Raw genomic sequence first — 26,153 nt, 5'->3', positions numbered from 1 at the left:
AGGTTCCCTTATTTTCCAAATAGTAATTCAAAAAAGCCTGGAGGCTCATGTAACTCATGGTACTTTTTACGTAAATTATCTATATTTTTTAGTGGCTGTTTAGCCGCACTCAAACCTTGCTGGTTAGCGGCTTGTTTTGCAAGCTCAGCCTGAGCAATAACTTTATCAAGCCCTTGTAATGATTGCTCTGGTTCTTTATAAAACTTAGCTGTTTTGCTTATTTCCACTAACGAGATGAATTCATTAATCGCAAGGTTAAACTCTTCAATATTAGTCGCTTGCACTGCTTGTTTATATGCAAGCCCTGTGTTTTTCATATTAATTTCAAGGTCAACTGGCACGCTGGCAATTGAGACTGATGACGTGAGTAAAATAAAAACAAAATAAAAGTACTTCATGATAAACCTTTCAATTAAAAACTCCGTCGATTATACCAATAATACGCTATTAAGTAACCGCAAATGAGAGTGTGTAATGTTTAACCTTGTTTGCTGTGTAAAGCCCCTTTACACTTTATATGCAAAATTAAAGAGTAAACAGGTACTTTTGTGAGGAGCTTGGTAAGCTCCCCCTTGCTGTAACAAGCCATAGTTGCTGCAAAAATAATGTTTTAATTAATTAGCTCTTAAACTCTAAGTCACTAATTTCACGTTGCTCGTTAAGTGTTATAAGGGCATTTGCCGTTGATGCTAGCGTGTTTAAGTTTTCACGAGTGACACGCTCGAAATGAGCGATAAAGTATCTAAGCTGGGCGTCGTTCATTGTACCCGCACCTTGCCCTTTTAAGGCTATAAGCTTTTGCTCTTGCTCTTTTCGCCATGCAAATACGGCAGCAAAACTAGGGGCTTTAAGCATCACTAAATAATCAACTTTAGCAAAAATGTTTAAATATTCTGTTTTTAAACAACTATTCACATAGTTACGCCAAACACCTTGGCTATCTGCATTTTGCTCTAACTCATTCAATGGTGTAGTTAATGCTGATGCCGATTGTGCCTTACTTCCTACGCACCACCCTTCTAAAATAATAATATCGACAGCAGCATTATTACGCGTCCACTCGTTATGTGGTGCACTGTCATCTAAATGCTTATTAAAGTAAGGTAAAGGCACACCGCTGTGCCCTGCGAGTAACTGCTCAAGTGTGCTTTTCATTAAAGCTACATCGTGCGTGCCGGGTACGCCGCGAGTGGCAAGTAATGGGTGTACATTTTTTGCAAGCTGCAGTCGGCGCTGCTTAGTAAGGTAAAAGTCATCGATAGAAAGCGCTATGCAATTAAACGAACTATTTTTTGCCAACCAAGTTACTAAAAAATCAGCCAGCGTGGTTTTACCCGAGCCTTGGCTGCCATTAATAGCAACAAATAATGGGGTATTGTTTTTTTTAGCGTGCAATATGTTTTTTGCTACCGGAATAAAAAACTGTTCGCACTGCTGTTGATAGCTCATTGGCAGTTGATGTTTTGCTAAAAAATCACTGATATCCATATTTCTATTTAGCCTTTATTTTAGTTAAAAAAATAGCGCATATACATATGCGCTATTAGGATAGTTTAACTTATCTATAAATTTAAGCTGCGGTTTTCTTCTCGGCTTTTGGTAATACTAAGTTTAGTACTATGCCTAATATGGCACATAAACTTACGCCTTCTAGGCTAAACTGGCTACTGCCAATATGCATTCCACCAATACCACAAATCAAAATAAGCGCTACTATGCTTAAATTACGCGGTTCGCTTAAATCATCCCCAGATTTAACCAAAGTGTTTAATCCGATCACTGCAATTGAGCCAAACAATAAAATCATAATGCCGCCCATAACCGGCACTGGAATTGTTTGTAAACTGGCGCCCATTTTAGCTATAAAGGCTAAAATAATGGCAATAATTGCAGTCCATATCATCACTTTAGGGTTAAAGTTTTTAGTCAGCATTACCGCACCGGTTACTTCTGAGTAAGTTGTGTTAGGCGGTCCACCAAACAATGATGCAGCTGAAGTAGCTAATCCGTCACCAAATAGAGTGCGATGTAGCCCCGGCTTTTTCAAAAAGTCTTTATTGGTAACTTGGCTAATCGCCATCATATCGCCAATATGCTCTACAGCGGGAGCAATCGCCACCGGCACCATAAACAAAATGGCTTGCCATTTAAACTCAGGTAAAACAAAGTTAGGCACAGCTAACCACTGTGCGTTAGTTACGGCGTCAAATTGCACTACGCCCATAGCAAGCGATAAACTATAACCTGCTATCACCCCTGCTAATATTGGAATAAGTTTAAATACACCCTTACCCCATACCGCTAATATAAGCGTAACCACTAAAGAAAATAATGAGATGTAAATAGCGCTATCATAGGCAATAATTTGCGTGCTGCCGTCACCACTTTTACCCATGGCCATGTTTACTGCAACCGGTGCTAAAGCTAAGCCAATAACCATGATAACCGGCCCAACTACTATTGGTGGTAATATTTTATGTAGCGTTTCAGTGCCTTTAAATTTCACTAAAAAGCTCAATAGCATGTAAGCAAAACCAGCCGCCATTAAGCCACCCATAGTGGCAGGTATGCCCCACATTTGTATCGAGGCAATAATCGGAGCAATAAAAGCAAACGATGACGCTAAGAATATAGGTACTTGGCCTTTAGTAACAAACTGAAATAACAGCGTACCTAAGCCCGCAGTAAAAAGAGCAACACTTGGATCAAGCCCTGTTAACAGCGGTACTAATACTAATGAGCCAAATGCTACAAACAACATTTGCGCACCAGTAAGCATCGTTTTTATTGAGAACATGGCGTTGTTTTTCATCGTATCGGTTTGCACTGTTTTCACTTAAACCGTACCGAAAATTTTATCACCTGCATCACCTAAACCAGGCACAATGTAGCCTTTATCGTTTAAGTGGCTGTCTACCGATGCGGTATATATTTCTACATCTGGATGAGCAGCTAATGTTTTTTCAACCCCTTCTGGGGCTGCAACTAACACAATTACCTTGATTTCTTTACAGCCTGCTTTTTTAAGCATATCGATAGTGGCAATCATAGTGCCGCCCGTTGCCAGCATAGGGTCTATCACTAAACTTAAACGCTCATCAATATTACTTACTAGCTTTTCAAAATATGGAATTGGCTCTAATGTTTCTTCATTTCGCTCAAGGCCTACTACACTTACTTTGGCAGCCGGCAATAACTGCATCACACCGTCCATCATGCCTAAGCCTGCACGCAAGATAGGCACTACAGTAATTTTTTTGCCTTTAATATGCTGCACATTTAACTTTGTGCCATCCCAGCTGGTAATTTCGTTATCTTCTAACGGTAGGTTTTGAGTTGCTTCGTAGGTTAATAAAGTACCTACTTCTGAGCACAATTCACGAAAGCTTTTAGTGCTAATTCCATGGGAGCGCATTAAGCCTAATTTATGTTGAACAAGGGGATGAGTTATAACGTGAATAGCCATATTAAAAAACCTAGTGATAAAATTTGCGATATTTTATAGTAAAAAAGTGCATTTGGCCTGCAGTTTTCGCAATTGCCGCCAAATAACATTATTTTGCCTGATATTAAGGCAATATACCTAATTCAAGCGTTAATTAAATGTGTTTTTTTAACTCTTTCTTCACTTGAAGCAACATATAACTGTTTATTTTTTTATGTTCTGGACTCCACCCTGCTAAAAAACGATAAAAATCGGCCCATGCAACACTCCATAAATTGCGCCAATCGTTAATCACTTTACTTGCCTCTACTTTGGGATGATAAACGCCTAATGCTAATTTCAATTCGCTAAAATACCACTCTAAACAGCTATCAGCATGCTGATGTAATTGTGTTTCGTTAAAGCAGCTAGTCATAAAATACATCACATCTATAACCCCAACACCAGCACCTACATATTGAAAGTCGTACCCTAGCACGTGCTGCTGTTTGTTTATGGCAAAATTGGTCAGCTTAGCATCACCATGAATTACTGTTTTATATGCACTATTGCACAATGCCGTATTTAGCTTAGCTGCAAGCTGTTTAATAGTCGATTGCTGGAGTTTTTTAAGCTCATCGGGGCGCGTACTTAAATGCCAATAATTGCCCTGTGGCCATAGCTTTTCAGCCGCGTGAGTAACGGCTTCAGTAGTTAGATTAAACGCATGAAAATGCGCTAACCATTTAATAACCTCGCGATAGTCTTGAGGCAATGCTTGTACATAGCCCTGCTGGGTAAAATCGTTAAACGCCAGCACATATTGCTGATCATTTTGTATCGCGGTTAAACAGCCAATAGCAGCAGCGTTATTGGGTAACTGCTGGCTGCAATCATTATAAAAATAGTATTCAACATTATAAGATTTACGCTTGCGGTTAAGCGCAAACGCCGTTTGTTTAATTTTAGGGTGATTTATCACCTCAGGTATATTCACCGCTTTTATAACACACGCCTGCCCGTCAAGCTCACAAGCCACAATGCTGCCACAACCACTCCACAAAGAGGTTAGCGTAGCCCCTACTTTTATCTGTTTAAAATGTTGCTGTAATAAAGAAAGGTAAAAAGCCATAGCCGCACTTAATTTTAATAAATTTTAGTTAGTTTAACGCAAAGCGTTGTTATTTAAAAAATCATAAAAAAGCCCTACTAATAATAAAAAGTAGAGCTAATGAAAACGTAAAAAGCGCCCAAACTACAGGCGCTTACATTGTTGAATTTATTTACACTGGGTGATTACTGGTTTACAACACTTTTAAGTGGGTTAACCGGTTGTGCGTTGTCGTCAAGTAAGTTCATATCAAAATCGAACTCATCTACACGAATCGCTTTTTCACGTTTAGTGTTGTAATCAATAAGCTGAGTATGTTCAGCTGCTGTAATTACATTAGCCGCAAGTGCGTTATCAAGTGTGATTGAAAAACGAATACCCGCTTTAATTGTTTTAGCACGCAGTGCTTTTTTAACTTTAGCCAACTCACCAAGCGATGCCATTTTAGCTTTGTACGCTTGCTCGTTAATGTAATGTCCATCACCTTTAACTGGCTTAATTAAATGCGTAATTTGCGCTTTAAAGGCCGTGTCTAGCTGAGCTTGCTTAGCTAATTCACGAATCAAATCGTCGCTAATTTTTGGCATTTTAGTTGAGTAATTCATGGTAATAAAACGCATGAACTTACGCGTGCCACTTGCAGGGAAGTTATCTAAAAACTTATGCAGCGCTTCTTCAGCACTTTGTAATGCAAAGCGAGTGGCATAATGAAAATACGGTGCTGCTTGCTCACGTTCACTGCTTGATACTTTTTGCTCGTAGTATTTAATTGATGCCATTGCTGCGTATAAAAAGCTCATTACATCGCCTAAACGTGCCGACAACATTTCTGCTTGCTTAAGCTTACCGCCAAGTACAAGTAGTGAGAAATCTGCATATACAGCTAATTTAGCTGACAGTTTATGTGCTGCTTTTTCGTATTCACGTACTTCTGGTAACGTTGAGCTTGCACCCGCTGTAAATGGTAATACACCCAAGCGGAACGCACGTAAGCTGTTTGCTACGCTGTAACTTACTGTTTTACGTAAAATACGGTTAAATTCTTTGTCTGCATTTTTATCTTCGCTATGAATTGATTCAACCATAGATTGTAAGTATGGATGACAACGCATTACACCTTGACCAAAGATCATCAGGTTACGAGTAAGAATATTCGCGCCTTCTACCGTAATGGCAATTGGCTGTGCTACATAACCGCTTGCTAGCGTGTTTTGTGGGCCATTTTGAATTGCTTTACCCGCTTGAATATCCATTGCTGAGTCGAGTACATCACGGCCCAACTCGGTCATGTGGTATTTAGCAATTGCAGTTACTACCGATGGTTTTAAGCCCATGCCTAAGCCTTCAGTTGTAAGCACTCGCATTGCTTCTTGTAGGTATGTTTTACCTGCAATATCGGCAAGCTTTTCTTGAATACCTTCAAACTGGCCTATTGCTAAACCAAATTGCTCGCGCACAGCGGCGTACTCAGATGCTGATTTAAATGCAACTTGCGCCGTACTTACACCCAGTGCTGGTAATGAAATACCACGCCCTGCGCCTAAACAACTAACTAGCATTTGCCAACCGCGACCAATGTTTTTCTGGCCACCAATGATAAAGTCCATAGGTACAAATACTTTGTTACCACGCGTAGTACCGTTATAAAAACGAATATTCATAGGATCATGGCGATTACCTAACTCTACACCCGGGTGCTCTTTAGGAATAAGCGCACAGGTAATACCTAAGTTTTCTTTGCCGCCAAGCAAACCATCAGGGTCAACAACTTTAAATGCTAAACCCAACACAGTCGCAATAGGCGCCAGTGTAATGTAACGCTTGTCCCACGTAATTTCTAAGCCAAGAACTTCTTCGCCGTTGTACATGCCTTTAGTAACTGTACCTAAATCTGGAATGCCACCTGCGTCAGAACCCGCTTCTGGGCTAGTTAATGCAAAACATGGAATGTCTGTACCATTTGCTAAACGTGGTAGGTAGTGTGCTTGTTGCTCTTGCGTACCAAAATGCAGTAATAGCTCACCTGGGCCTAACGAGTTAGGTACCATTACTGTTACCGCTACTGCAGAGCTTTTAGTGGCAATAGTGGCTACAATTGTTGAGTTAGCGTATGGGCTGAACTCTAAACCGCCAAACGATTTAGGAATGATCAGCGAGAAGAAACGTTCTTTCTTTAAAAAGTCTAAAATGTAATCCGGTAAATGAATGCCATTTTGAATTTCGGTGTCATCAATCATACCCAACAAGTCTTGCAGCGGGCCATCAATAAAGGCTTTTTCGTCTGCGCTTAATACTGCAGCGGGCACGGCGCGTAGTGCACTAAAGTCAGGTTTACCTTGATAGATAGACCCTTCTAACCATACATCGCCGGCGTCTAGCGCTTCTTGTTCAGTAATTGAAATACTTGGTAATACTTTTTTTAATTTTGTACGTAAACTCATGATTGAACTCATCCGACCAGATAATAATAACTACATTACGTCATAAAAATTCGATTAGATCAATTACTCTATGCAAATAATTAACAGTTTTTTCAATTTATTTTCTTTACGTGAACGTAAACTGTTTAAACACAAGGGCTTACGGCTATGCGCTGAAAAACATTATTTTTCTTCATCTGGCTAATTAAACAACAAAACTTGGCTAAATCACGCCTTAAAAATAAAGCTACTTTTAAACGGGCATAAAAAAACGCAGCATAATTATATGCTGCGTTAATTAGTATCCGCTCAATTATAAAATTAACTAAGTGCTTATTTTAACCACTTGTTTGCCGGTAAAGCCGCCGGCTAATTGTTTATGTAGTGCTGCTGATATTGCCTGTGCGTTAAAGTCGACAGCTGTAATTTCGGGCGTTTTAATGTCACCACTCAAAGCACCTTCTATTAATAAGTTACCCATAAAACTTAAACGTTGCTGGGCACATAAACTATTTGCCAACCAAGCGCCTCCCAAAGATACAACACCAATATTAGGCGCTCGACGATACATTAACTCTTGTTCAAAATGTGGCAATGGGTTTAAACAAGCAATTCGCCCACAAAAACGCATTAGTTCTATATTGCGTATTGTAGAGGCGCCACCAACGGTGTCTATTACCGCATCAAAGCCTTGTGGGCCAAGCTCTCGGCGAATTTTTTCGCATAAGTCTTTATCGTTGTAAGCAAATACCACATCGGCGCCTAATTGTTTTACCAATTTATGATTTCGCTTAGCTGCTGTGGTAAATACGTCGGCACCGCGTTGTTTTGCAAACTGAATAGCAAACTGCCCTACGGCCCCTGCACCACCGTCAATTAATACGGTATCGCCCTCGGTAATGCTAATTTTATCTAAGCTTACAAGTGCAGCCATACCGGCGCAGGGAAGTGTTGCGGCTATAGCCCCTGCAAGCCCCTCCGGCACAATAGACACAGCATAGTTGGCTACTTTGGTGTATTCACTCAATACCCCTTGATCGCCAATACTGGCATGCCACATTACACGAGTGCCAACGCCTGGAAAAACACCTTTACCAGCCTTTACCACTACGCCAACGGAATCAAGCCCTAAAATATGTGGGTATTGCCACTTACAAAAACCCGATTTAGCAAACAAGCCATCAACTGGGTTTAAGCCAACATATTCAACTTTAATAAGTAGCTCGTTGTCTGCACACTCAGGAACAGCGTGCTCAACATCGGCTAAACAAATTTTTTCATTAGGCTCAGGCAATACAATTGCTCGCATAGTCTGCGGTAGCGTGTATTGCGGTGAAATATCAGTATCAGACATCAAAAAACTCTACTGGTTAGTATTATTTAACGCATAACTCCATCGCCCGTTAAATGATTGGTAAGCATTTACTTTAGCGAGCAGTGATGAAATCGTTGAATCAACAGCATTTTCTTGAGCTATTAGAACATCCCGACGCGCATCTAACAACTCTAAGTAAGGAATTTGCCCTTCTTCGTACATTGCTTGCGCTTGTAAAAATGCCTTATTAGCAAACTGATAACGCTGCTCAGCAAAGCTCTTTTGCTGAGCTTGGTTGACCAACAATTGCAAAGAAAGTTCACTTTCGCTCAGCGCTTGGAGTATCACTTGTTGATAATCGCTATAAGCCGCTTGGGTTAAAAACTGCTGTGCGTCGCGCTGCGCTAACAATGCCGGGTAGCTCAGTATTGACCACTGAATTTGCGGAGCCACCTGCCACTGCTGCTGCGTATTACTAAAACTATTACTACCAATACTAAGCACGCCTGCAAAACCACTTAAGCTTATATCTGGTAATAACGCCTTACTGGCAGCAACGCTTAAACTATTTGCTTGGCTAAATGCATAAAGTGCTTGGCTAATATCGGGCCTAAGTGCAATAGACTCATTAGCATCGTTTAACGATACGGTAAATTTATGATCCAAAACTGCTTGCTCATTAGTGAGCTTAACATTTTGTGCTAAACGCCCGCTAAGCACAGCCAGTGTAGATAAATCGCGATATTTAGCGTATTCAATTGCCGGCATTAGTGCTTGTTGTCGCTTAAGTTGTGCCATAGTACGATTTAAATCAAGCTCGTTTGCTACGCCTTCATCAACTTGGGCTTGAAGTACCGCAATACTTTGCTCTAGTGCATCTATTTGCAACGTAACAATGTGCTGCTTTTGTACATTACCTTGATAGCTAACAAAGCCTTTAACAACCGACGAAACCACTTCAATTTGCAATAAACGTACTTGCTCGGCTTGGCTCATGGCCGATGCATTCGCTGCATCGACCAATGCCGTAATACGACCAAATAAATCGAGCTGCCAATTAAGTGCTAAATTAGCACTCGATTGGCGGCTATTTGTATCGCCTAAACCGCTGCGCTGTGCGCCAATTTCTACCCCGCCTTGCGGTAAATACTGCGCTTGTTGCTCGCCTAAGCGTGCTAATGCACTTTTAAGTACTAACTGACTGGTTTTTAAATTGTGGTTATTGGCTAATGCGCCTGTAACCAACTGATTTAACTGAGCTGATTCTAGCTTTTCCCACCAGTTTGTCTCATCGGCATTATTAAGTTCGCTGGCTATATTGGCACTAGCTATAAACTCACTAACCAAGTTTTTCTCGCTGGCAGCATCAATTTTAGCGGCGCAACCCGATAACATAGCAGCAATTAATATAGCGCTTGTGGTAAGCGACGTTTTAAGGCTTTTTTGCACTAATTTAGTCATGTGACACCTGCTGTACTTTTTGCTTTTTATTGGCTACTAACATATAAAATACCGGGGTAAATAATAAGCCGAACACAGTTACTCCTATCATGCCTGCAAATACAGCATTACCCATAGCGTGGCGCATTTCGGCTCCCGCACCCGTTGCTAATACTAATGGTACAACGCCAGCGGTAAAGGCTATTGAGGTCATTAATATGGGGCGTAAGCGCATCCGACATGCCGCTAACATGGCATCTAAATGTGATAAACCGGTTTCGTGTTGATCTTTGGCAAACTCCACCATAAGTATCGCGTTTTTAGAGGCCAAAGCCACCAGCACAATTAATGCAATTTGCGTAAATATGTTATTGTCTGAGCCCACAAACCACACGCCAATTAGCGCCGAAAATATGGTCATAGGTACAATCATTATAATTGCCAATGGTAAACGTAGGCTTTCGTATTGTGCAGCCAGCACCATAAATACCAGCAGTACCACTAACGGAAATACATACACCATAGTATTACCCGCAAGCACTTGCTGATAGGTTACTTCGGTCCACTCGTATTCAATACCTGAAGGTAGCGTATCGGCGAGTACTTTTTCAATCGCAACTTGTGCTTGATCTGAGCTATAACCTGGCGCTGGGCTGCCGTTAAGCTCTGCACTTGGGTAGCCGTTGTAATGCATTACTCTGTCTGGGCCTATGGTAGGAGTTACCGTTAACACCGATCCTAATGGCACCATATTACCCGCACGATTACGTACTTTTAAATGCAATATTTGTTCTGGATCAACGCGATAATCGGCGTCAGCTTGTGCATTTACTTGGTAAGTACGGCCAAATAAGTTGAAGTCGTTTACATACACTGAGCCTAAATATATCTGTAACGCATTAAACACTTCATCCAGTGGTATGCCTTGAATAAGCGCTTGTTCACGGTCAATATCTATATCCATTTGTGGTACTTGAATACGAAAACTTGAGTACAGGCCAACTAATGCTGGGTCTTGTTGCGCTTTCGTTATTACCGCTTGTAGGCTATTAAATAATGCTTCAAAGCCTTTGTTTGCTCTATCTTCAATTTGTAATTTAAAGCCACCTGTGGTGCCTAAACCTTAAATAGGCGGCGGCGGAAATACCGCTACAAATGCTTCGTCAATTGCTGCAAAGCGCTGATTAAGTTGCGCTGCAATTGCCATGGCAGATTGGCTCGGATCAGTACGCTCGCTAAAAGGAGCTAAGGGTGTAAATACAATACCGCTGTTAGGGCTGTTGGTAAAACCGTTAACCGATAACCCCGGAAAGGCAACCGTATGTGCAACGCCGGGGACTTCTAGTGCTATTTGTTGCATTTGTTTAATAACCGCTTCGGTACGATCTAGGCTCGCAGCATCAGGAAGTTGTGCAATTGCCACTAAATACTGTTTATCTTGCTGTGGAATAAAGCCACCGGGTACAGAGTCAAATAACTTAATAGTACCGCCCACTAAAGCAACGTAAGCAACCATTACCACCACGCTCATGCGGATCAGCTTTTGTACCAGTTTTTCGTAGCCTTTAGCGCCACGATTAAACACGCGATTAAAGGGTGCAAATAACCAACGGCCAAATAGTTTATTTAACAACCGCGTAAAAGCGTCTGGCTTTGCGTCATGGGGTTTTAGTAATAATGCAGCAAGTGCAGGAGATAAAGTCAGCGAGTTAAAAGCTGAAATGATAGTAGAAATAGTAATGGTTAAGGCAAATTGCTTATAAAACTGCCCCGACAACCCGGTAATAAACGCCGTAGGAATAAATACCGCACTAAGTACCAAAGCAATTGCAATAATAGGGCCGGTTACTTCACTCATGGCAACGCGGGTTGCTTCAAGTGGCGACAGACCTTTTTCAATATTACGCTCAACGTTTTCTACCACTACTATGGCATCATCTACCACAATACCTATGGCCAATACTAAACCAAACAGCGACAAGGTATTGATAGACACTCCCAGCAACTGCATCACTGCAAAAGTACCAATGAGTGAAACAGGCACCGCAATCAATGGAATTATAGATGCACGCCATGTTTGTAAAAATACAATCACCACAATAACAACCAATGCTATTGCTTCTAGTAAGGTAGTAATTACTGCATCAATAGAGCCGCGTACAAATACTGTCGGGTCGTACACTATGTCGTATTCAACACCGGTAGGAAAGTCTTTCGCTAAACGTGCCATGGTTTCGCGTACTTGATCAGAGAGCTCAATTGCGTTAGAACCTGGGCGTTGAAATATTGGCATAGCCAGTGCTGGTTGGTTATCAAGCTCAGCGCGCAGTGCATAAGTGTCTTGCCCTAAATCTACACGGGCTATATCTGATAAACGGGTTAACTGCCCTTGCTCACCTACTTTAATAATAACTTGTTCAAATTCTTCAATACTGTTTAAACGACCTTTAACATTTAACAATATTTGAAACTGGCTATCGTTCGAAATAGGCTGAGCACCTAAACTACCCGCAGCAACCTGCTGGTTTTGTGAGCGCAGTGCACTTATTACATCCGATGCGGTTAACTCGCGCGATGCTAAAGCATCAGGGTTAAGCCACACACGCATAGAATATTTGCCGCCACCAAACAGGCGAATATCACCCACGCCCGATAAGCGTGCAATTTCATCTTTAATATTTAAATCGGCATAATTTGATAAATACGCCGTATCGTGGGTGTTTTCAGGAGAATATAAATGCACCACCATGGTTAAATCGGGCGATGACTTTTCGGCTACCACACCTAAGCGCTGTACTTCTTGTGGTAAACGCGGCAATGCGCTATTTACTCGATTTTGTACTTGTACTTGTGCTCGGTCTAAATCGGTGCCAAGCGCAAATGTCACCGTTAAGGTCATACGACCATCACTGGTGGCTTGTGAAAACATATACAACATGTTTTCGGTGCCATTAATTTCTTGCTCTAATGGCGTTGCTACCGTTTGTGCAATAACGGTTGGGTTTGCACCCGGGTAACTGGCAGTTACTACTACAGTAGGTGGAACAACTTCTGGGTATTCACTTACTGGCAGTTGAAATAATGAAATTCCCCCTGCTATTAAAATGATTAACGACAACATTGCCGCAAATATTGGACGCTGGATAAAAAAGTGCGAAAACTTCATCAATAAACCTTATTGTTTAGCGACTAACTGGTTGTTGCTATTACCTAAAGTAAATGCAATTCCACTGGTATCAATAGTGACGGTATTAGGAGTAATTGGCATGCCAGGTCCGACGCGAGCGGGGCCATTTACAGCAATCACATCACCCTCTGCAAGGCCTGCAGTAATTGCGCGTAATGAGCCATAACGCTCTCCAATAGTTACTAATTTGTATTGCAGAACATTGTTTTCGCCGACCGTAAGTACAAAGCGATTTTTTAAATCTGTGCCTATTGCTCTATCTGGCACTATTACAGTGTCAGTAATGGCGTTTGCGGCTAACTTAATACGTGCAAACGAGCCTGCACGTAACTGCCCACTATTATCTGCAAACACTGCTCGCACGCGTAAGGTACCTGTAGCGGCGTTAATTTGGTTGTCAATAAAGTTGATGTATCCTGAGTAAGCAAAATCATCTTGACCTACCTTTTGCATTACCACGGGTTGGCGGCTTGCTGCACTAACATCATTAAACGATGAATTCCAAGTGCGCTCGTCTATATCAAAATAAGCGTACATTTTTTCATTTGAAACAATCGACGTTAATACGCTTTGCCCCGCTAAAACATTGTTACCTTTTGTAATATTAGCGCGCGAAATAATGCCATCAATCGGTGATACAACTGAAGTAAATTCTAAATCGAGCTGCGCCGATGTTAGCTGTGCTTGTAGCGCTGCTAGTTGCGCTTCGCGTTGGCGCAGTGTTGAAGTACGTGCTTGTGCTTGCTCAGTTGAAATTGCTTTACGCTGTGTTAAGCGTACCGCACGGGTTGCTTCACTGCTTGCTTGTTCAAGCGCTGCTTTTGCACTGTTAACTTGCGCCTCAAGGCTGGCAACCTTGGCTGTAAATGAACGGTTATCTAATTGAAATAACACGTCGCCCTTATTAACCAAGTCACCTTCGTTAAATTCAATGCTGTCGATAACACCCGATACACGTGGCATTAAAGCAACTTCTTGAGGCGACTCTAAGCGAGTTGTGTAGGTGTGCCAGCTTTGTACCGGTTTAACAATAACCTGGGCTACATCTATTGGCTGATGTTGCGCTGCTGGAGCCGACTGAGCCGTGCTTTCATCGGCACAACCTGCAAGTGTTAAGGATGCTGTAGCCAGTGCTACAGCAATTAAATGTTTGTTCATTACGACGCTCCTTTATAATTAGCGTTGCATGGTACGGAACAATCGTGCTGACAAAAACAATAGATTTCTAAATTCATTAATGCCAAAATGGCATCAATAAACTCTTTTAGGTAATATTATGGATACAACTAGTCGACTTTTAATGTTACTTGAAGTGGTTGAACAAGGCTCTTTTGCCAAAGCAGCTGAAATACGTAATATTGACCGCTCCGTTATATCAAAACAAATTAGCCGTTTAGAAGATGAGCTTGGCGTGAGGTTGTTAAACAGAACAACACGTTCTTTTTCGCTTACTGCGGCGGGCGCCGAAATGATAAAAAAAGCAGCCGACCTTCGAGAGCTGCTAGGTGAAACCCTACGCATGGCCGAAAACTACCACCAAGAGCCGCGTGGATTATTAAAAATAACAGCGTCAACCATTATTGGTCGCCGTTATTTACAACCTGTTATTAATGATTTTCAAAAACGCTTTCCACAAGTAGAAGTAGAGCTGCGCCTAGATGACCGCTTGGTCGATATAGTATCTGAAGGGTTTGATTTAGCATTTAGAATTGGCGAGCCAAAAGATTCATCGCTCATTGCGCGTAAAATTGCCCGTAATCGCTTATTAATATTAGCAACACCTGAATTTGTAAAAACCTATGGCATGCCTAAAACTATGAGCGATCTGGCTCAATTACCGGCGGCAAGCTATAAAAGTAATGCGTTTAGAGTGGATGCAATAAATTACTACAACGATAAAGGCGAGGCTTGCGAGCAAAAAATAAGGAGTGTGTTTCGGGCCAACGACGCTGAAGTATTGCTAATGAAAACACTCTCTGGCACCAGTTACTTTTTAGCACCTGCATTTTTACTCGATAACGAAGTTATTGATGGTGAATTAGTGCCATTACTTACCAATATAAAAATAATGGACCACAGTGCTATGTATGCGCTATATCCGCACCGCGACTTACCGGTTAGAACGCGACTATTTTTTGATGCTGTGCGCGAGTATTTAGGTAAAGATAAACCGATTTGGGAAAACAGTATCCCAAATTTTGATCAAATGTATTAGGGTCTGTTTATCTTTCAAGGTTGAATTTGCAGCAGTGTGTTTGGTATTTAGGTAAGGCCGAGCCTGTGTGGTGTGGTTATTCCCCATAAATAGGCGATAACGTAGCATCAATGTCAAACATGCGCTGCCCGAAGGGTTCTGCCTAGGGCGATTGACTCTTTGTTGCCTACATAGATTTAGGTAACGTGATTAAATAGCCCTAGTTTGAACAAATTTTAATCCGCAAAAGTCAACAGACCCTAATCGTTATATAAGCGCTATTTTGTCATTTTTAACCGCTGGATAATAAACGCTATTGCGCCCTAAATCTTTGGCTTTATAAAGCTGTTTATCGGCTGCTTTAAGCAATTCATTGAGTGATTGTTGGGGTTTATAACGTGCAACGCCAATACTTGCTGTTAGGTTTATTTTATAGTTATCAACGTTTATGTATTTATTTTCCAGTGCTGCTCTTACTTTTTCGGCAACAGCAAGCGCTGCATGCTCACTATTAAACGAGCTTATAAGTGCAAACTCCTCGCCCCCGATCCTAAAAACATAGCCTTTAGCAAAAGTGACCTTTAATAGCGTGGCTACTTCTATCAGTACTTTATCGCCCACATCGTGGCCGTATTTATCATTTATTTGCTTAAAAAAATCTAGATCAACTAAAAACAAGTAAAGCTGGGTACGCTCACGTAACTCAACCGAAAAATAATGATTCATTGCCAAACGATTACCCGCTCCGGTCAGAGGGTCAAGCATGGCAAGTTTTTTAAGTCTTTTTGAAAACTGTGCGCGGTTACTTTCAAATGTATGTGAAATAGCCCAAATAATGATATAAGCAAATAATATATTTAAATATAAATTCAGAGAAGTAAAAGGAGCTAACGAGGATTTATTCATTAATACAATACTTTGTAAGCTAAGCAAAACCATAGAAAAAATAAATCCATAGTTTTTTCCTAGCAATAAATAATACATAGTAGGCAGCACCAACGCCCAAACAAACACCGCATTATTAAGCGTGGCTATATAAGCCCCAAAAACCACAATAAAAGAAATAAAGGCACACATAACAACAGACTGCCAAACTTGCACCGGGTGTTTACCCAAACGAAAATAAATGCAAAAACAATACAGCGCAAAAACAGCTTCAAAATAACCAAGCACACTTAAATTATTCACAGCAAGATTAAAACCTGCAAATACCAACGCCAAGAAACCAAAGCATAAGCTGACCCATTTGAGAACATTTTTTCTTAAGGACTTGGTACTATTAAGTGCTGCTATATCCATTTATGAAACTTGATAAAATAAAAAACCAGTTTAACGTGAAACATAAATATAACAAAATAGCATGCCCATCATACTAGGCATATTAGTAAATAATTATATACAAAGTCGTTACTGTACTGTGAAAAAAGACCTAATCAGCAATAAGATCATCCACAGTCTCTATCAACTCAGCAAAGTGCTTATTTACGTGGCGGCGTTGTTTATCCGATAAAGTACTATTTAAACTAACAAGCAAATTTACATGAGTCATTAAATTAGCTTGATTTTTGGCCGCTAATTCTTCACTAATAAAATATTCACGCTCGGTAATAATAATGCTCATTTGCTGATCAAACTGCTCAACATTACGTAATTCATAATTAAAAGCCTGTTGCAGTGCGTTTAACCTATTTTGCTTATAGCGCTGCCAGAGCACAAAGGTATTAATATGCTGCTCGTTAGCCAATGTTATAAGCTGGGTTTGCTGCTTAGTTAATTTCCCTAACCAATCTTTATAATAATTAAGCTGCTCTTGTAGGCGCTCCTCGCTTAGTTGTTGCGCCGTTTGCTCTTGATACTGTTTTAACTCGTCAGCTAAGTTAGCTTGTATGTTAGTTACAAGCTCTTGTTGTTGCTTAGTACTAAGTGTTTTAGCCAATTCGATTAAAGGCGCTTTAACCTGTATTAATAAATTGCTCCAATGCAATTTAGCGACAGTAACCTGCTGTGTTAAATCGCTGATATTAAACTCACTATTAAATGTTTTTTGTAACTTAATAAGATCTTGCTTGTACTTAGGCAGCTCTACCTGGCGATGCCAATTACGGGTTTGTTTAATTATAATTTTAAGCTGTTTTGCTTGGCTACTGTTTAGGTCTATGTAGTCATCTACCCAAAACGATGACAGCCAAGGTAAATTGTTATAAGCAAAAGAAGTAGAGCAGCTAGCTAAAAGTACAAAGCTGACGGCTATCATTAAATGTATTATTTTTTTTGTATTTATTTTAATTAACATAACTCTCCTACGCACACACAAAATTGATAATAGTTTTTATTTGCATTTGAATTTAATTCAAATCTAACTGATAATCACTCGCATAAGTTAGATATACCGACCTCAGTGCCCAAGGATGAACTTTCAGCACGGATGCTGTTATTTTTATAAGCACGTAATACTTATGTTGCTAGGATTGTAATAAACAAAGTTTAGCCTACATCTTCATTTTTCATATTAGTGACGGTTGATATGACCCAAAAGCCCTAAAGGGCTTTTTTACTGCTTTAAATTTTTTGTAATATCTGTATCTTACACTGCTAAAGCAACTCTGCTCGGCTTTAGGCTATAATAAACGTACTTTGTATTTACTAATGCGGTGCTTAATACTAAGGCCAGCGTAATACATAACAAGCAATAAACTTTGCACTTAATTTTTAAACGTTGCATTACCTCATTTAGCGCAAAATTTTAAATAGAATAATGTTTAAATAGTACACATTGCAACAACCACTTATTGGAGACATTCTTATGTCACAGTTTAATTTAAAAACCTTACTACTAGCTGGCATTTTACTTAGCAGCCCTTTCGCTCATGCTGGGTTAGAGGAAGGGATCAAAGCCGCTAATGAAGGCGAGTTTGCACAAGCACTAAAAGAGTTTAATTACCTAGCAGATAAAGGCTTTGCCCCTGGTATTTATGAGCTGGGTAAATTATATGAAGGTGGATATGGTGTAACGCGTGACTACCGTAAAGCTGCTCAACTTTACCAACAAGGGGTAGTAAAAAACCACCCTGATTCTATGTTTGCTCTCGCTGTTTTATACGATGCAGGCAACGGGGTTAAACTCGACAAACAAATGGCAATAAAGTTATTTGAACAAGCGGCAAACAAAAACCTACCCGCAGCACAATTTAACCTAGGCGTTATGTATGCCAATGGTGATGGCGTAAGCGTAGATTATGAACTTGCAAAAACATGGTATGAAAAAGCCGCAGCCAATAACTATACTTTAGCGCAGTTTAATTTAGCTTTAATGTACTTTGAAGGCTTAGGCATGCCTAAGAATTTAGAAAAGTCATATATTTGGAACACCATTGCCGAGTATAACGGCAATATGCAAGCAAGCCATAGTCGCAAGCTCGATGAGCAAAAAATGCTGCCCAAAGAAGTTGAAGAAGCAAAAGAAAAAGCCGACGCTATTTATGCTAGAATTTTAGCTGGCACTTACGCTGGTGAAGGGCGATTATTTTAATAAATTGCTTTAATGAACTGTTTTAATTAATTGCTTTAAAATAGCGTTTACATTACAAGGCTAAACTTATCTGACTACTAATACAGTAAGATAAATTTAGCCTTTTTGTTATATTCACTACTTTTTAATATAAAGCCACTTTAATAACTTAATTAATACCTTGCTTTGTTTAAGTAGCATGCCAATACGTGGATTAAATGATCCTGAAACCAACGTGTTTTTAGCATGGCTAAAGGTTAAAAAACCTTCATTGGCATGATAATGCCCCATTCCAGAATGCCCCACTCCACCAAACGGCGCATCATCGGCAGTTACTTGCACTAAGGTGTCGTTAACCGCAACAGTACCACTTAGTGTTTGCTTTATAATATATTCTTGAATTTGCTTATTTTGCCCTAAAATATACAAGGCTAATGGGTGATGATGCTGCTTTATATAACTAATTGCGTGCTCTAAGTTGGTGTAACTCATTACAGGTAATATTGGGCCAAATAGTTCATCTTTCATTAATTGCATTTCATCGGTTACTTGGGTAACAATATGTAGTCCCATTCGATGTTTATCTGGGTCTTGCTGGTTATCTTCAAGAGGTTTAATTATGGTTGCGCCTAGCTGCTGTGCTTGTTCTAAATAACCTGATAAGCGTGCATAGTGAGCGTCGCTTACAATAGAGGTTAAATTTTTACCTTCTACCCCTTGTTTGTAGTGTTTTTTATATAGTTCACACAAGTGTTGCACCAACTGATGCTCAAGCTCTTTGGGTACAAATACATAATCGGGGGCAACACAAATTTGCCCAGCATTGGCCATTTTACCAAAGAGTATTGCTTGCGCCGCTTTTTTAATATCTGCTTTTTCAGTGATAATAACAGGCGATTTACCGCCAAGCTCTAAAGTTACTGGCGTTAAATTAGCACTTGCTGCGCCCATTACTAACTTACCTACCGCAATTGAGCCCGTAAAAAACAGGTGTGCAAATGGCAGCGATGAAAACTCACTTGCAACGTCGCTCCCCCCTTGTATTATTTTACAATGTTGCTCTAGTTCACCACTAAATAGCTTTTCAAGCACTTGATTGGTGTGGGGGGTAAACTCACTGAGCTTTAACATTGTACGATTACCCGCTGCCAATGCGGTAATAACTGGCACAATAGCAAGCTGTATTGGGTAATTCCAAGGCGCTATAATGCCAACCACGCCTTTAGGTTGGTATGTTACGCTCACCTTTGAAGGCCATAAGCTTAAACCTACTGAGCGCTTGCTTGGCTTAGACCACTTTGGTAGCTTTTTTATGGTATGTGCTAAGGCTTGCATGGTGGGTAATATATCGCCTAGCAAGGTATCAAATGCGGTGCGGTAACCAAAGTCTTTTGATACTGCGTCTATCAGCTCTTGCTCAAACTCTACAACGCGACTACGCAATTGCTTTAACACTGTGATGCGTTTATTAATCGACAAGTAAGGAGTTTTTATAAAGTACTGTTGTAACTCATCAAATTGTGCAGTTAACGAAGGTGTTTGCGGTGCGTCGATAGTCAAAATAGATTACTCAAATTTTAAAGTTATTTGAGACTATAACCTTGTTCTGTAATACGAGCAATAAAGAGTAACTTTGCATAGTATTGAACTATATACAAAACTACTCTGGTTTTGGTTGGAACTAAGTGGTAACTATTGCAGCTATTGGCGGTTGTTTAGCAGCCAATAGCTGCGCAATTTAAAAGCCAAATACTTGCGCTGCAATTGTCATTGTTACTAAGGTAATTAAAACAATTGCCACAATATTAAGCACAAAGCCTGCACGTATCATGTCGCGCATTTGTATTTGCCCTGAGCCAAACACAATTGCGTTTGGTGGGGTGGCTACTGGCATCATAAACGCACAACTACAGGCAATCGCCGCCGGAATAACCCACACAAGTGGGGAGCCTGCAATCGATTCTGCAACGGGGCCAAGTAAGGGTAAAAAGCCAGCCGCGGTGGCGGTGTTACTGGTGATCTCGGTTAAAAATGTAATTAATGCAACGACCACTAAAATACTCATAACGAGAGGAATAGCACTCGCACCTTGGATCATTTGTGCAATATATTGCGCCAAGCCCGATGACTTTATTTGCGAGGCAAGTGTTAAGCCACCACCAAACAATAATAATACGCCCCAGGGTACTCTAGCAGCACTTTCCCAATCTAAAATACGCTCGTTAGTGCCTTTATTTGCAGGCAATACAAATAATAATAGCGCCGCTGCAATCGCAATAGTGGTGTCTGAAATACTCAAACCACTAAACTCGCCTAGTAAAGGTCTAAATATCCAACACGCAGCAGCAAGCACAAATACAAATAGCACGCCTTTTTCGGCGCGTTGCATTTCACCAAGTGCTTTTAATTGCTCAGTAAAAACTGTTTTAGTGTCTATTTTTTGATTGTTTTTGATACCTGAGTCTACTTTATATGCAAACTTTGTAAGCCAAATCCAACTAATAAACAACATACTTACCGACAGTGGCACACCCACTAGCATCCACTGTGCAAAGCCAATTTCTATTTGGTAGCTATCGGACAAATAAGCCGCCATTAATGCATTAGGCGGAGTGCCGATTAATGTGGCAATACCACCAATACTGGCACCATAAGCAATAGAAAGTAGTAAAGCTTTACCAAACCCTTCATTGCCAGGATCTGACTGCTTTACTAAATGTGTAATAGACAAGGCTATTGGTAACATCATCACTGCGGTAGCTGTGTTTGACATCCACATAGATAAAAAGGCCGTAACCAGCATCATAGCTAAAATTTGTAAGCTAGGCTTAGTGCCTGCATACAGCATAGTGCTCAGTGCTATGCGTTTATGTAATCCCCAGCGCTCCATTGCGATAGAAATTAAAAAACCACCTAAAAATAAAAATATTAATGGATGAGCATAAGGCGCAGCTACACTTTTCATACCCGCTATACCAACCAGTGGCGATATAACAAGTGGCAATAAAGCTGTTGCCGGAATAGGCACCACTTCGCTTACCCACCACGATGCCATCCAAAATGCTAACCCAGCAGTTTTAAACGCTGCACTAGACATACCCGTAGGAGGATCGAGTAAACAGGTTAATAGCATTATGCTTGGCCCAAGTAGCAATAAAAACCAGTGCTTAAATTGGCTTTTAGGCGCGTTATTTTGCAAAATTTGTTGTGTCATTTATCTAAACCTTAAAATTTGTACCTAAGACCAAGTGCTAAGCTGCTATCGGCGTTTTCTTCTAAGTCTAAGTCTGTATATAAAAGATAAGCCGTGGTTTGTTTATCAAATACATAGTCTAAACCTGTACTCCACTGAGTGGCTTCTGATCCTTGACGCAGTGCTGAGTCATCTTTTGCAAACTGTAATTTAGGCACCCATTTATCTAAGGTATAACTTGCACTTAGCACATAGCCATTACCTGATTTAGTGCCATCTATTGACTCTGAGTGTTGGTACAAAGCACCTAGCTGTAACTGCTCAAACTTATAAACACCTGCAACCCGACTCGCTTTAATATTATTAAGTGAGTCAACATGGCTTAAAGAAATATAATATGGTGTATTGTTTAAATTACGATCACCGTAAATAAGTGTAGCGGCAAAACCCGCTTGGTTATCTTTATTATCGTCTTTGGGAGCATAGGTAAGTGAAAACTGAGCATTATGCCAATAGTTTGAAGTGTAAGTGATGGTATCGCCAAGGCGGTCTTGCCCGGCAATAACTTGTGCTATATCGGCTTGTGTTTCGTTAAAATTATCCAGCTTACCTTCTGAGTATTTAAAGCGGGTATCGTTTCTACCAACAACTATTTCACCAAATGCACCTTTTAAACCTAAATAAGTATTACGCGCTGCAAACGGCTCGTTAGTGTCGTCATGTTCAAAGCCCTTTACTTGCACTTCGTATTTAAATACCGCGCTAACGTACTCGTTAAGTGTGTGTTGTCCTTTGATCCCTATGCGTGAAAAGGGCGCGTCTATTTGTGTGCCTTCATCGGCGTAGCGCATAACACCTGTGTCGGTTTTAGCTATTTGTACTTCCGCTTTACCATACACAGAATACTCAGCAGCTAATACCATATTAGGTAAGGCTGCTATGCTACACAATAAAGTAAGCGCAGAGCGTTTAGTGTGTGTGTTGTTTATCATTATGTGTCCTAAAAATTAGAATCTACTTATTGTTGTACACCCATTAAAGCAAAATGATGGCCAACTACTAAATAAACATAAATTTCAGTAAGTTAAATGATTAACACTGTTTTTAAAGCAAAAAAGTGTGCGGATATCCGCACACTTTTATTTAAAAACATCACCTTTACCGCACACGACAACCGTACGTCCTAATCAGTAAACATATCGCGATTTAAACCGTATTTACTCATTTTATCGTACAAGGTTTTACGCGCAATTTGTAGCGTGCCCATGGTGTTTTTTATACTGCCATGGTTACGCTCTAATGCTTCTTCTATTAAAGATTGCTCATAATAACTGACCTTTTCGGCCAAACTTAAATCTTGTGATAACACTTGCTGATCAGCTGAATCACTTTGCGCAAATGCTAATTCAGGCCCTAACAATACCGCCCGTTCTGCTTGGTTTCTTAGCTCGCGCACATTACCCGGCCAGTCATAGGCTAATAAGCGTTGCTCTAACTCTACATTTAACGCCCCAAGTGGTTTATAAAACCGCGTTGCCGCAATTGAGCTAAAGTGCTTAAATAATAAAGGAATATCTTCTTTTCGATCGCGCAGCGCGGGAATGCTTACTTTAACCAAACTAAGGCGATAATATAAATCGGCTCTAAACCCACCTTCATTCACCAATGCCAGTAAATCAACTTTTGTAGCAGCAACAATGCGAATATCTAAGTTAACGGTATGATTAGCGCCAACTGGCGTTACCTTTCGCTCCTCTAGTACACGCAGTAACTTTACTTGTAACGATAACGGGGTGCTTTCTATTTCATCTAAAAAAACAGTGCCACCTTGGGCAAATTCAAATTTACCCTTTCTATTTTTTGTGGCCCCTGTATATGCACCGCTTACAGCGCCAAACAGTTCACTTTCTATGAGTTGCTCTGGCACAGCGCCACAGTTAATCGCCACAAATTGACAACTTGAACGGTTACTGTGGTCGTGTAAGTAACGTGCAACCAGCTCTTTGCCAGTCCCGGTTTCACCTTCAATTAATATATCTGCGGGGGTATCTATCACGGTATTAAGCAGCTTCATCATGTGCTGCATTTTTGGCGTATCACCTAAAATACGCACGCCCGGCGCTGAGGTTTTTTCTACCGCGAGTTTAAGAGCCCGGTTTTCCATTACTAGGCTGCGTTTATCGCACGCTCTAGCAATACAATCTATTAAATGCTCGTTAAGTGGTTTTTCAAATAAATCATAAGCGCCTAACTGCATCGCTTTTACCGCCACCGACACATCGGCATACCCGGTTAAAAATATAACCGGTAACTCACTATCAAACGCTTTTATTTGCTCAAGTAACGTAAGCCCATCCATTGCTGGCATATTAATGTCGCTAAGTACCACGCCGCTATAGCCTCGGCTTAAGCGACTAAGCGCGGTTGCCCCATCACTGAAACATTGAACTTGATAGCCTTCCAAAGTAAGTAATTGATTTAACGAATCGCGGATCATCGCCTCGTCATCAATAACCATGACCTGTTTACAAAGCAGTGGCTCAATCATGTTGTGACTCCGCAGTACTCCAAAGACAAATAATAAACTGCGCTCCCCCTTCTGGGCGATTATGCGCACTTAAACGACCATCAAACGAGTCGATAATTTGCTTAGATATTGATAAGCCAAGGCCTAAACCGGTACTCGACTTAGTACTATAAAATGGTTCAAAAATAGAACCTAAAGTATGGTGTTCTATGCCAGATCCTGTATCTAATATCGATAGTTTTACGCGTCCATCAAAGCATTCAACTTCAAAACTTAATTGCCGCGTTGCGCAGTTACTCATTGCTTGCGAAGCATTAGTAATAACGTTAACTAATACTTGTTCAAACTTAAGTGAGTCGACCAAAACGGTAATATTTTGCTCAAACTGCGGGGAAATAACGCTAATATCATCTTGTTTTAGTTGTGAATGGGTGATCATTAAGGCGTTATTTAATAATGCCGACAAAGGGTGCGGCCTTAGTTGCATTTTTGAAGGTTTACTAAAGTGCTTTAATTGCGCAACAATTTTATGCACCCGCTCCACTAAGCCCTCTATAATGGCTAAGTTTTCGTTTAATGCTGTTAACTTACCTTTATTGAGCAGTATTTTTGCACTGGCTAAATAAGCATTCATAGCACACAAAGGCTGGTTAATTTCGTGGTTTATGCCAGCGCTTAATTGCCCTATGGTGGCAAGTTTTGCAGACTGTACTAAAGCGGTTTGAGCTTTTTCAAGTGCTTGGGTACGCTCAATCACTTTTTGCTCTAAACTGTGCCTAGAATAAAGTAGTTTTTTATAACCGGCAAAGCGTGCAAGTAAGCTATAAACAACAAAAATAAATATACAATAAAAAATCATCAACCATAATAACCGAGGAAACTGCATCGCTGCTATGTTAGAAACATCTACTAATACGCTCATTTGGGCATTAAAGTGTTTTAATGGCTTAGAAGCTACTACATATAAGCGCTTAGCAATTTTAAATTGTGTAATATTTTGGCTATTAAATTGTTGTAAAGGAATAAGACCCGGCTGGTAATCTAAATAAGCACGACGTTGATTTATTTCCCGCCTGGCTGCAATATCTAACTCTTGAAAACTGTTTAAACGCCAACTAGGCTCATCCGACATAGCAATGACATTATCTGCTAATTGTAAATAAAAATGGCTGCCTGCTGCCGTATTAAGTAGCGATCTGTCGTCTTCAAACTTAGCAACATTTACTTTTAGCGCCACAACCCCAATTGCTTTACCTTCATGATAAATAGCCTGCGAAAAATATAATCCACGCTCTTTTGAACGCTGGCCAAGGGCAAAATAAGCTACTTTTTCACCCGCAAATGCTTGTTTAAAATACGGTCGAAAAGAAAAGTTACTACCCAAAAAAGTATAATCGGCCTGCCAATTGCTGCTAGCAACAACCTCACCTTGGGTATTAAGTATATAAATATCAGATGCGCCACTGGCTTTTTGTATATCGGCTAAGTAGTTGTTAATAGCGCTATAATGCTCTTCTTCATTATTAGTAAAGCGAATGAGTAAGTTGTTATTGGTGAGTAATTGCGGGATCGCAGCAAATCGAGCAAGCTCATTATCAATGTAGTTATTTAATTGGCTTACTTGTTGGTCGGCTTGTTTTTTTGCTTGCTCTAAGTCATGTATTCGACCAAACCAAAAAGTGACTGTTAACAACAAGAGTAGCAATAAAAATGCGAAAATAATTTTTTTAGGAATGAAGAACATAAACGCCTATAAAACGGGTAATGTTAGCTATTAATAATGGGGTGTAGTTTATCTGCATAATGCAAAGAGAGATATAAACTTTTTGTTAAC

The 26,153-nt window shown here is 40.3% G+C and carries 18 protein-coding genes and 1 pseudogene; 2 read left to right on the top strand and 17 right to left on the bottom strand.

Annotation, left to right across the window (positions count from 1 at the left end; genetic code table 11):
* Nucleotides 1-8: 8 nt before the first annotated feature.
* From PTRA_RS17880 to PTRA_RS17835, 10 genes and pseudogenes are all read right to left on the bottom strand, one after another.
* Complete coding sequence (locus PTRA_RS17880; RefSeq protein WP_058374995.1) at nt 9-398, bottom strand: cytochrome b562; 390 nt, start codon at nt 396-398, stop codon at nt 9-11.
* 220 nt (nt 399-618) lie between these two features.
* Nucleotides 619-1,488 (bottom strand): hypothetical protein, encoded by an 870-nt coding sequence (locus PTRA_RS17875; RefSeq protein ID WP_058374994.1) that lies wholly within the window; start codon nt 1,486-1,488, stop codon nt 619-621.
* 82 nt (nt 1,489-1,570) lie between these two features.
* A complete protein-coding gene (locus PTRA_RS17870) occupies nt 1,571-2,812 on the bottom strand; it encodes a uracil-xanthine permease family protein (protein WP_058375164.1) in 1,242 nt (413 codons plus the stop codon).
* Between the two features lie 24 nt (nt 2,813-2,836).
* Nucleotides 2,837-3,466, bottom strand: a complete 630-nt coding sequence (upp, locus tag PTRA_RS17865; protein WP_058374993.1) for a uracil phosphoribosyltransferase — start codon at nt 3,464-3,466, stop codon at nt 2,837-2,839.
* A gap of 133 nt (nt 3,467-3,599) precedes the next feature.
* Nucleotides 3,600-4,556 (bottom strand): phosphotransferase, encoded by a 957-nt coding sequence (locus PTRA_RS17860; protein ID WP_058374992.1) that lies wholly within the window; start codon nt 4,554-4,556, stop codon nt 3,600-3,602.
* Between the two features lie 164 nt (nt 4,557-4,720).
* A complete protein-coding gene (locus tag PTRA_RS17855) occupies nt 4,721-6,976 on the bottom strand; it encodes an acyl-CoA dehydrogenase (RefSeq protein WP_058374991.1) in 2,256 nt (751 codons plus the stop codon).
* A 304-nt stretch (nt 6,977-7,280) separates the two neighbouring features.
* On the bottom strand, nt 7,281-8,309 hold the full coding sequence (locus PTRA_RS17850; RefSeq protein ID WP_058374990.1) for a zinc-binding dehydrogenase: 1,029 nt from the start codon (nt 8,307-8,309) through the stop codon (nt 7,281-7,283).
* A 9-nt stretch (nt 8,310-8,318) separates the two neighbouring features.
* Nucleotides 8,319-9,731: a TolC family protein gene (locus tag PTRA_RS17845; RefSeq protein WP_058374989.1), complete on the bottom strand. Its 1,413-nt coding sequence runs from the start codon at nt 9,729-9,731 to the stop codon at nt 8,319-8,321.
* A pseudogene (locus tag PTRA_RS17840) lies at nt 9,724-12,876 on the bottom strand (efflux RND transporter permease subunit). The gene PTRA_RS17845 and the pseudogene PTRA_RS17840 overlap by 8 nt, the downstream one beginning before the upstream one ends.
* A gap of 9 nt (nt 12,877-12,885) precedes the next feature.
* Nucleotides 12,886-14,055, bottom strand: a complete 1,170-nt coding sequence (locus PTRA_RS17835; RefSeq protein ID WP_058374988.1) for an efflux RND transporter periplasmic adaptor subunit — start codon at nt 14,053-14,055, stop codon at nt 12,886-12,888.
* Nucleotides 14,056-14,173: 118 nt separating this feature from the next.
* Between PTRA_RS17835 and PTRA_RS17830 the strand changes: the two genes are divergently transcribed.
* Nucleotides 14,174-15,112, top strand: coding sequence for a LysR family transcriptional regulator (locus tag PTRA_RS17830; RefSeq protein WP_058374987.1), 939 nt, complete (start codon nt 14,174-14,176; stop codon nt 15,110-15,112).
* A 246-nt stretch (nt 15,113-15,358) separates the two neighbouring features.
* Here PTRA_RS17830 and PTRA_RS17825 read toward each other — a convergent pair whose 3' ends face one another.
* Both PTRA_RS17825 and PTRA_RS17820 read right to left on the bottom strand, forming a co-directional pair.
* Nucleotides 15,359-16,390 carry a GGDEF domain-containing protein gene (locus tag PTRA_RS17825; RefSeq protein ID WP_058374986.1) on the bottom strand — a complete coding sequence of 344 codons (1,032 nt, stop codon included), beginning with the start codon at nt 16,388-16,390 and terminating at the stop codon, nt 15,359-15,361.
* 130 nt (nt 16,391-16,520) lie between these two features.
* A complete protein-coding gene (locus tag PTRA_RS17820; protein WP_058374985.1) occupies nt 16,521-17,384 on the bottom strand; it encodes a DUF6279 family lipoprotein in 864 nt (287 codons plus the stop codon).
* A gap of 510 nt (nt 17,385-17,894) precedes the next feature.
* Here PTRA_RS17820 and PTRA_RS17815 point away from each other — a divergent pair.
* On the top strand, nt 17,895-18,620 hold the full coding sequence (locus PTRA_RS17815) for a tetratricopeptide repeat protein (protein WP_058374984.1): 726 nt from the start codon (nt 17,895-17,897) through the stop codon (nt 18,618-18,620).
* Nucleotides 18,621-18,737: 117 nt separating this feature from the next.
* Here PTRA_RS17815 and PTRA_RS17810 read toward each other — a convergent pair whose 3' ends face one another.
* The 5 genes from PTRA_RS17810 to PTRA_RS17790 all read right to left on the bottom strand — a co-directional run bounded on the left by PTRA_RS17810 (nt 18,738) and on the right by PTRA_RS17790 (nt 26,063).
* Nucleotides 18,738-20,159: a coniferyl aldehyde dehydrogenase gene (locus PTRA_RS17810; protein WP_058374983.1), complete on the bottom strand. Its 1,422-nt coding sequence runs from the start codon at nt 20,157-20,159 to the stop codon at nt 18,738-18,740.
* A 178-nt stretch (nt 20,160-20,337) separates the two neighbouring features.
* Nucleotides 20,338-21,813 (bottom strand): SLC13 family permease, encoded by a 1,476-nt coding sequence (locus tag PTRA_RS17805; RefSeq protein WP_058374982.1) that lies wholly within the window; start codon nt 21,811-21,813, stop codon nt 20,338-20,340.
* An 11-nt stretch (nt 21,814-21,824) separates the two neighbouring features.
* Nucleotides 21,825-22,784 (bottom strand): porin, encoded by a 960-nt coding sequence (locus PTRA_RS17800; RefSeq protein ID WP_058374981.1) that lies wholly within the window; start codon nt 22,782-22,784, stop codon nt 21,825-21,827.
* A gap of 191 nt (nt 22,785-22,975) precedes the next feature.
* Nucleotides 22,976-24,340 carry a sigma-54-dependent transcriptional regulator gene (locus PTRA_RS17795; RefSeq protein ID WP_058374980.1) on the bottom strand — a complete coding sequence of 455 codons (1,365 nt, stop codon included), beginning with the start codon at nt 24,338-24,340 and terminating at the stop codon, nt 22,976-22,978.
* Complete coding sequence (locus tag PTRA_RS17790) at nt 24,333-26,063, bottom strand: sensor histidine kinase (protein ID WP_058374979.1); 1,731 nt, start codon at nt 26,061-26,063, stop codon at nt 24,333-24,335. Before PTRA_RS17790 ends, PTRA_RS17795 begins: the two co-directional genes overlap by 8 nt.
* Between the last annotated feature and the right edge of the window lie 90 nt (nt 26,064-26,153).

Origin of the sequence: Pseudoalteromonas translucida KMM 520, assembly GCF_001465295.1 — a bacterium.
Taxonomy (GTDB): domain Bacteria; phylum Pseudomonadota; class Gammaproteobacteria; order Enterobacterales; family Alteromonadaceae; genus Pseudoalteromonas; species Pseudoalteromonas translucida.
Note: the sequence above shows the minus strand (reverse complement) of the source record. Positions and strands in the feature narration are given on the sequence as shown.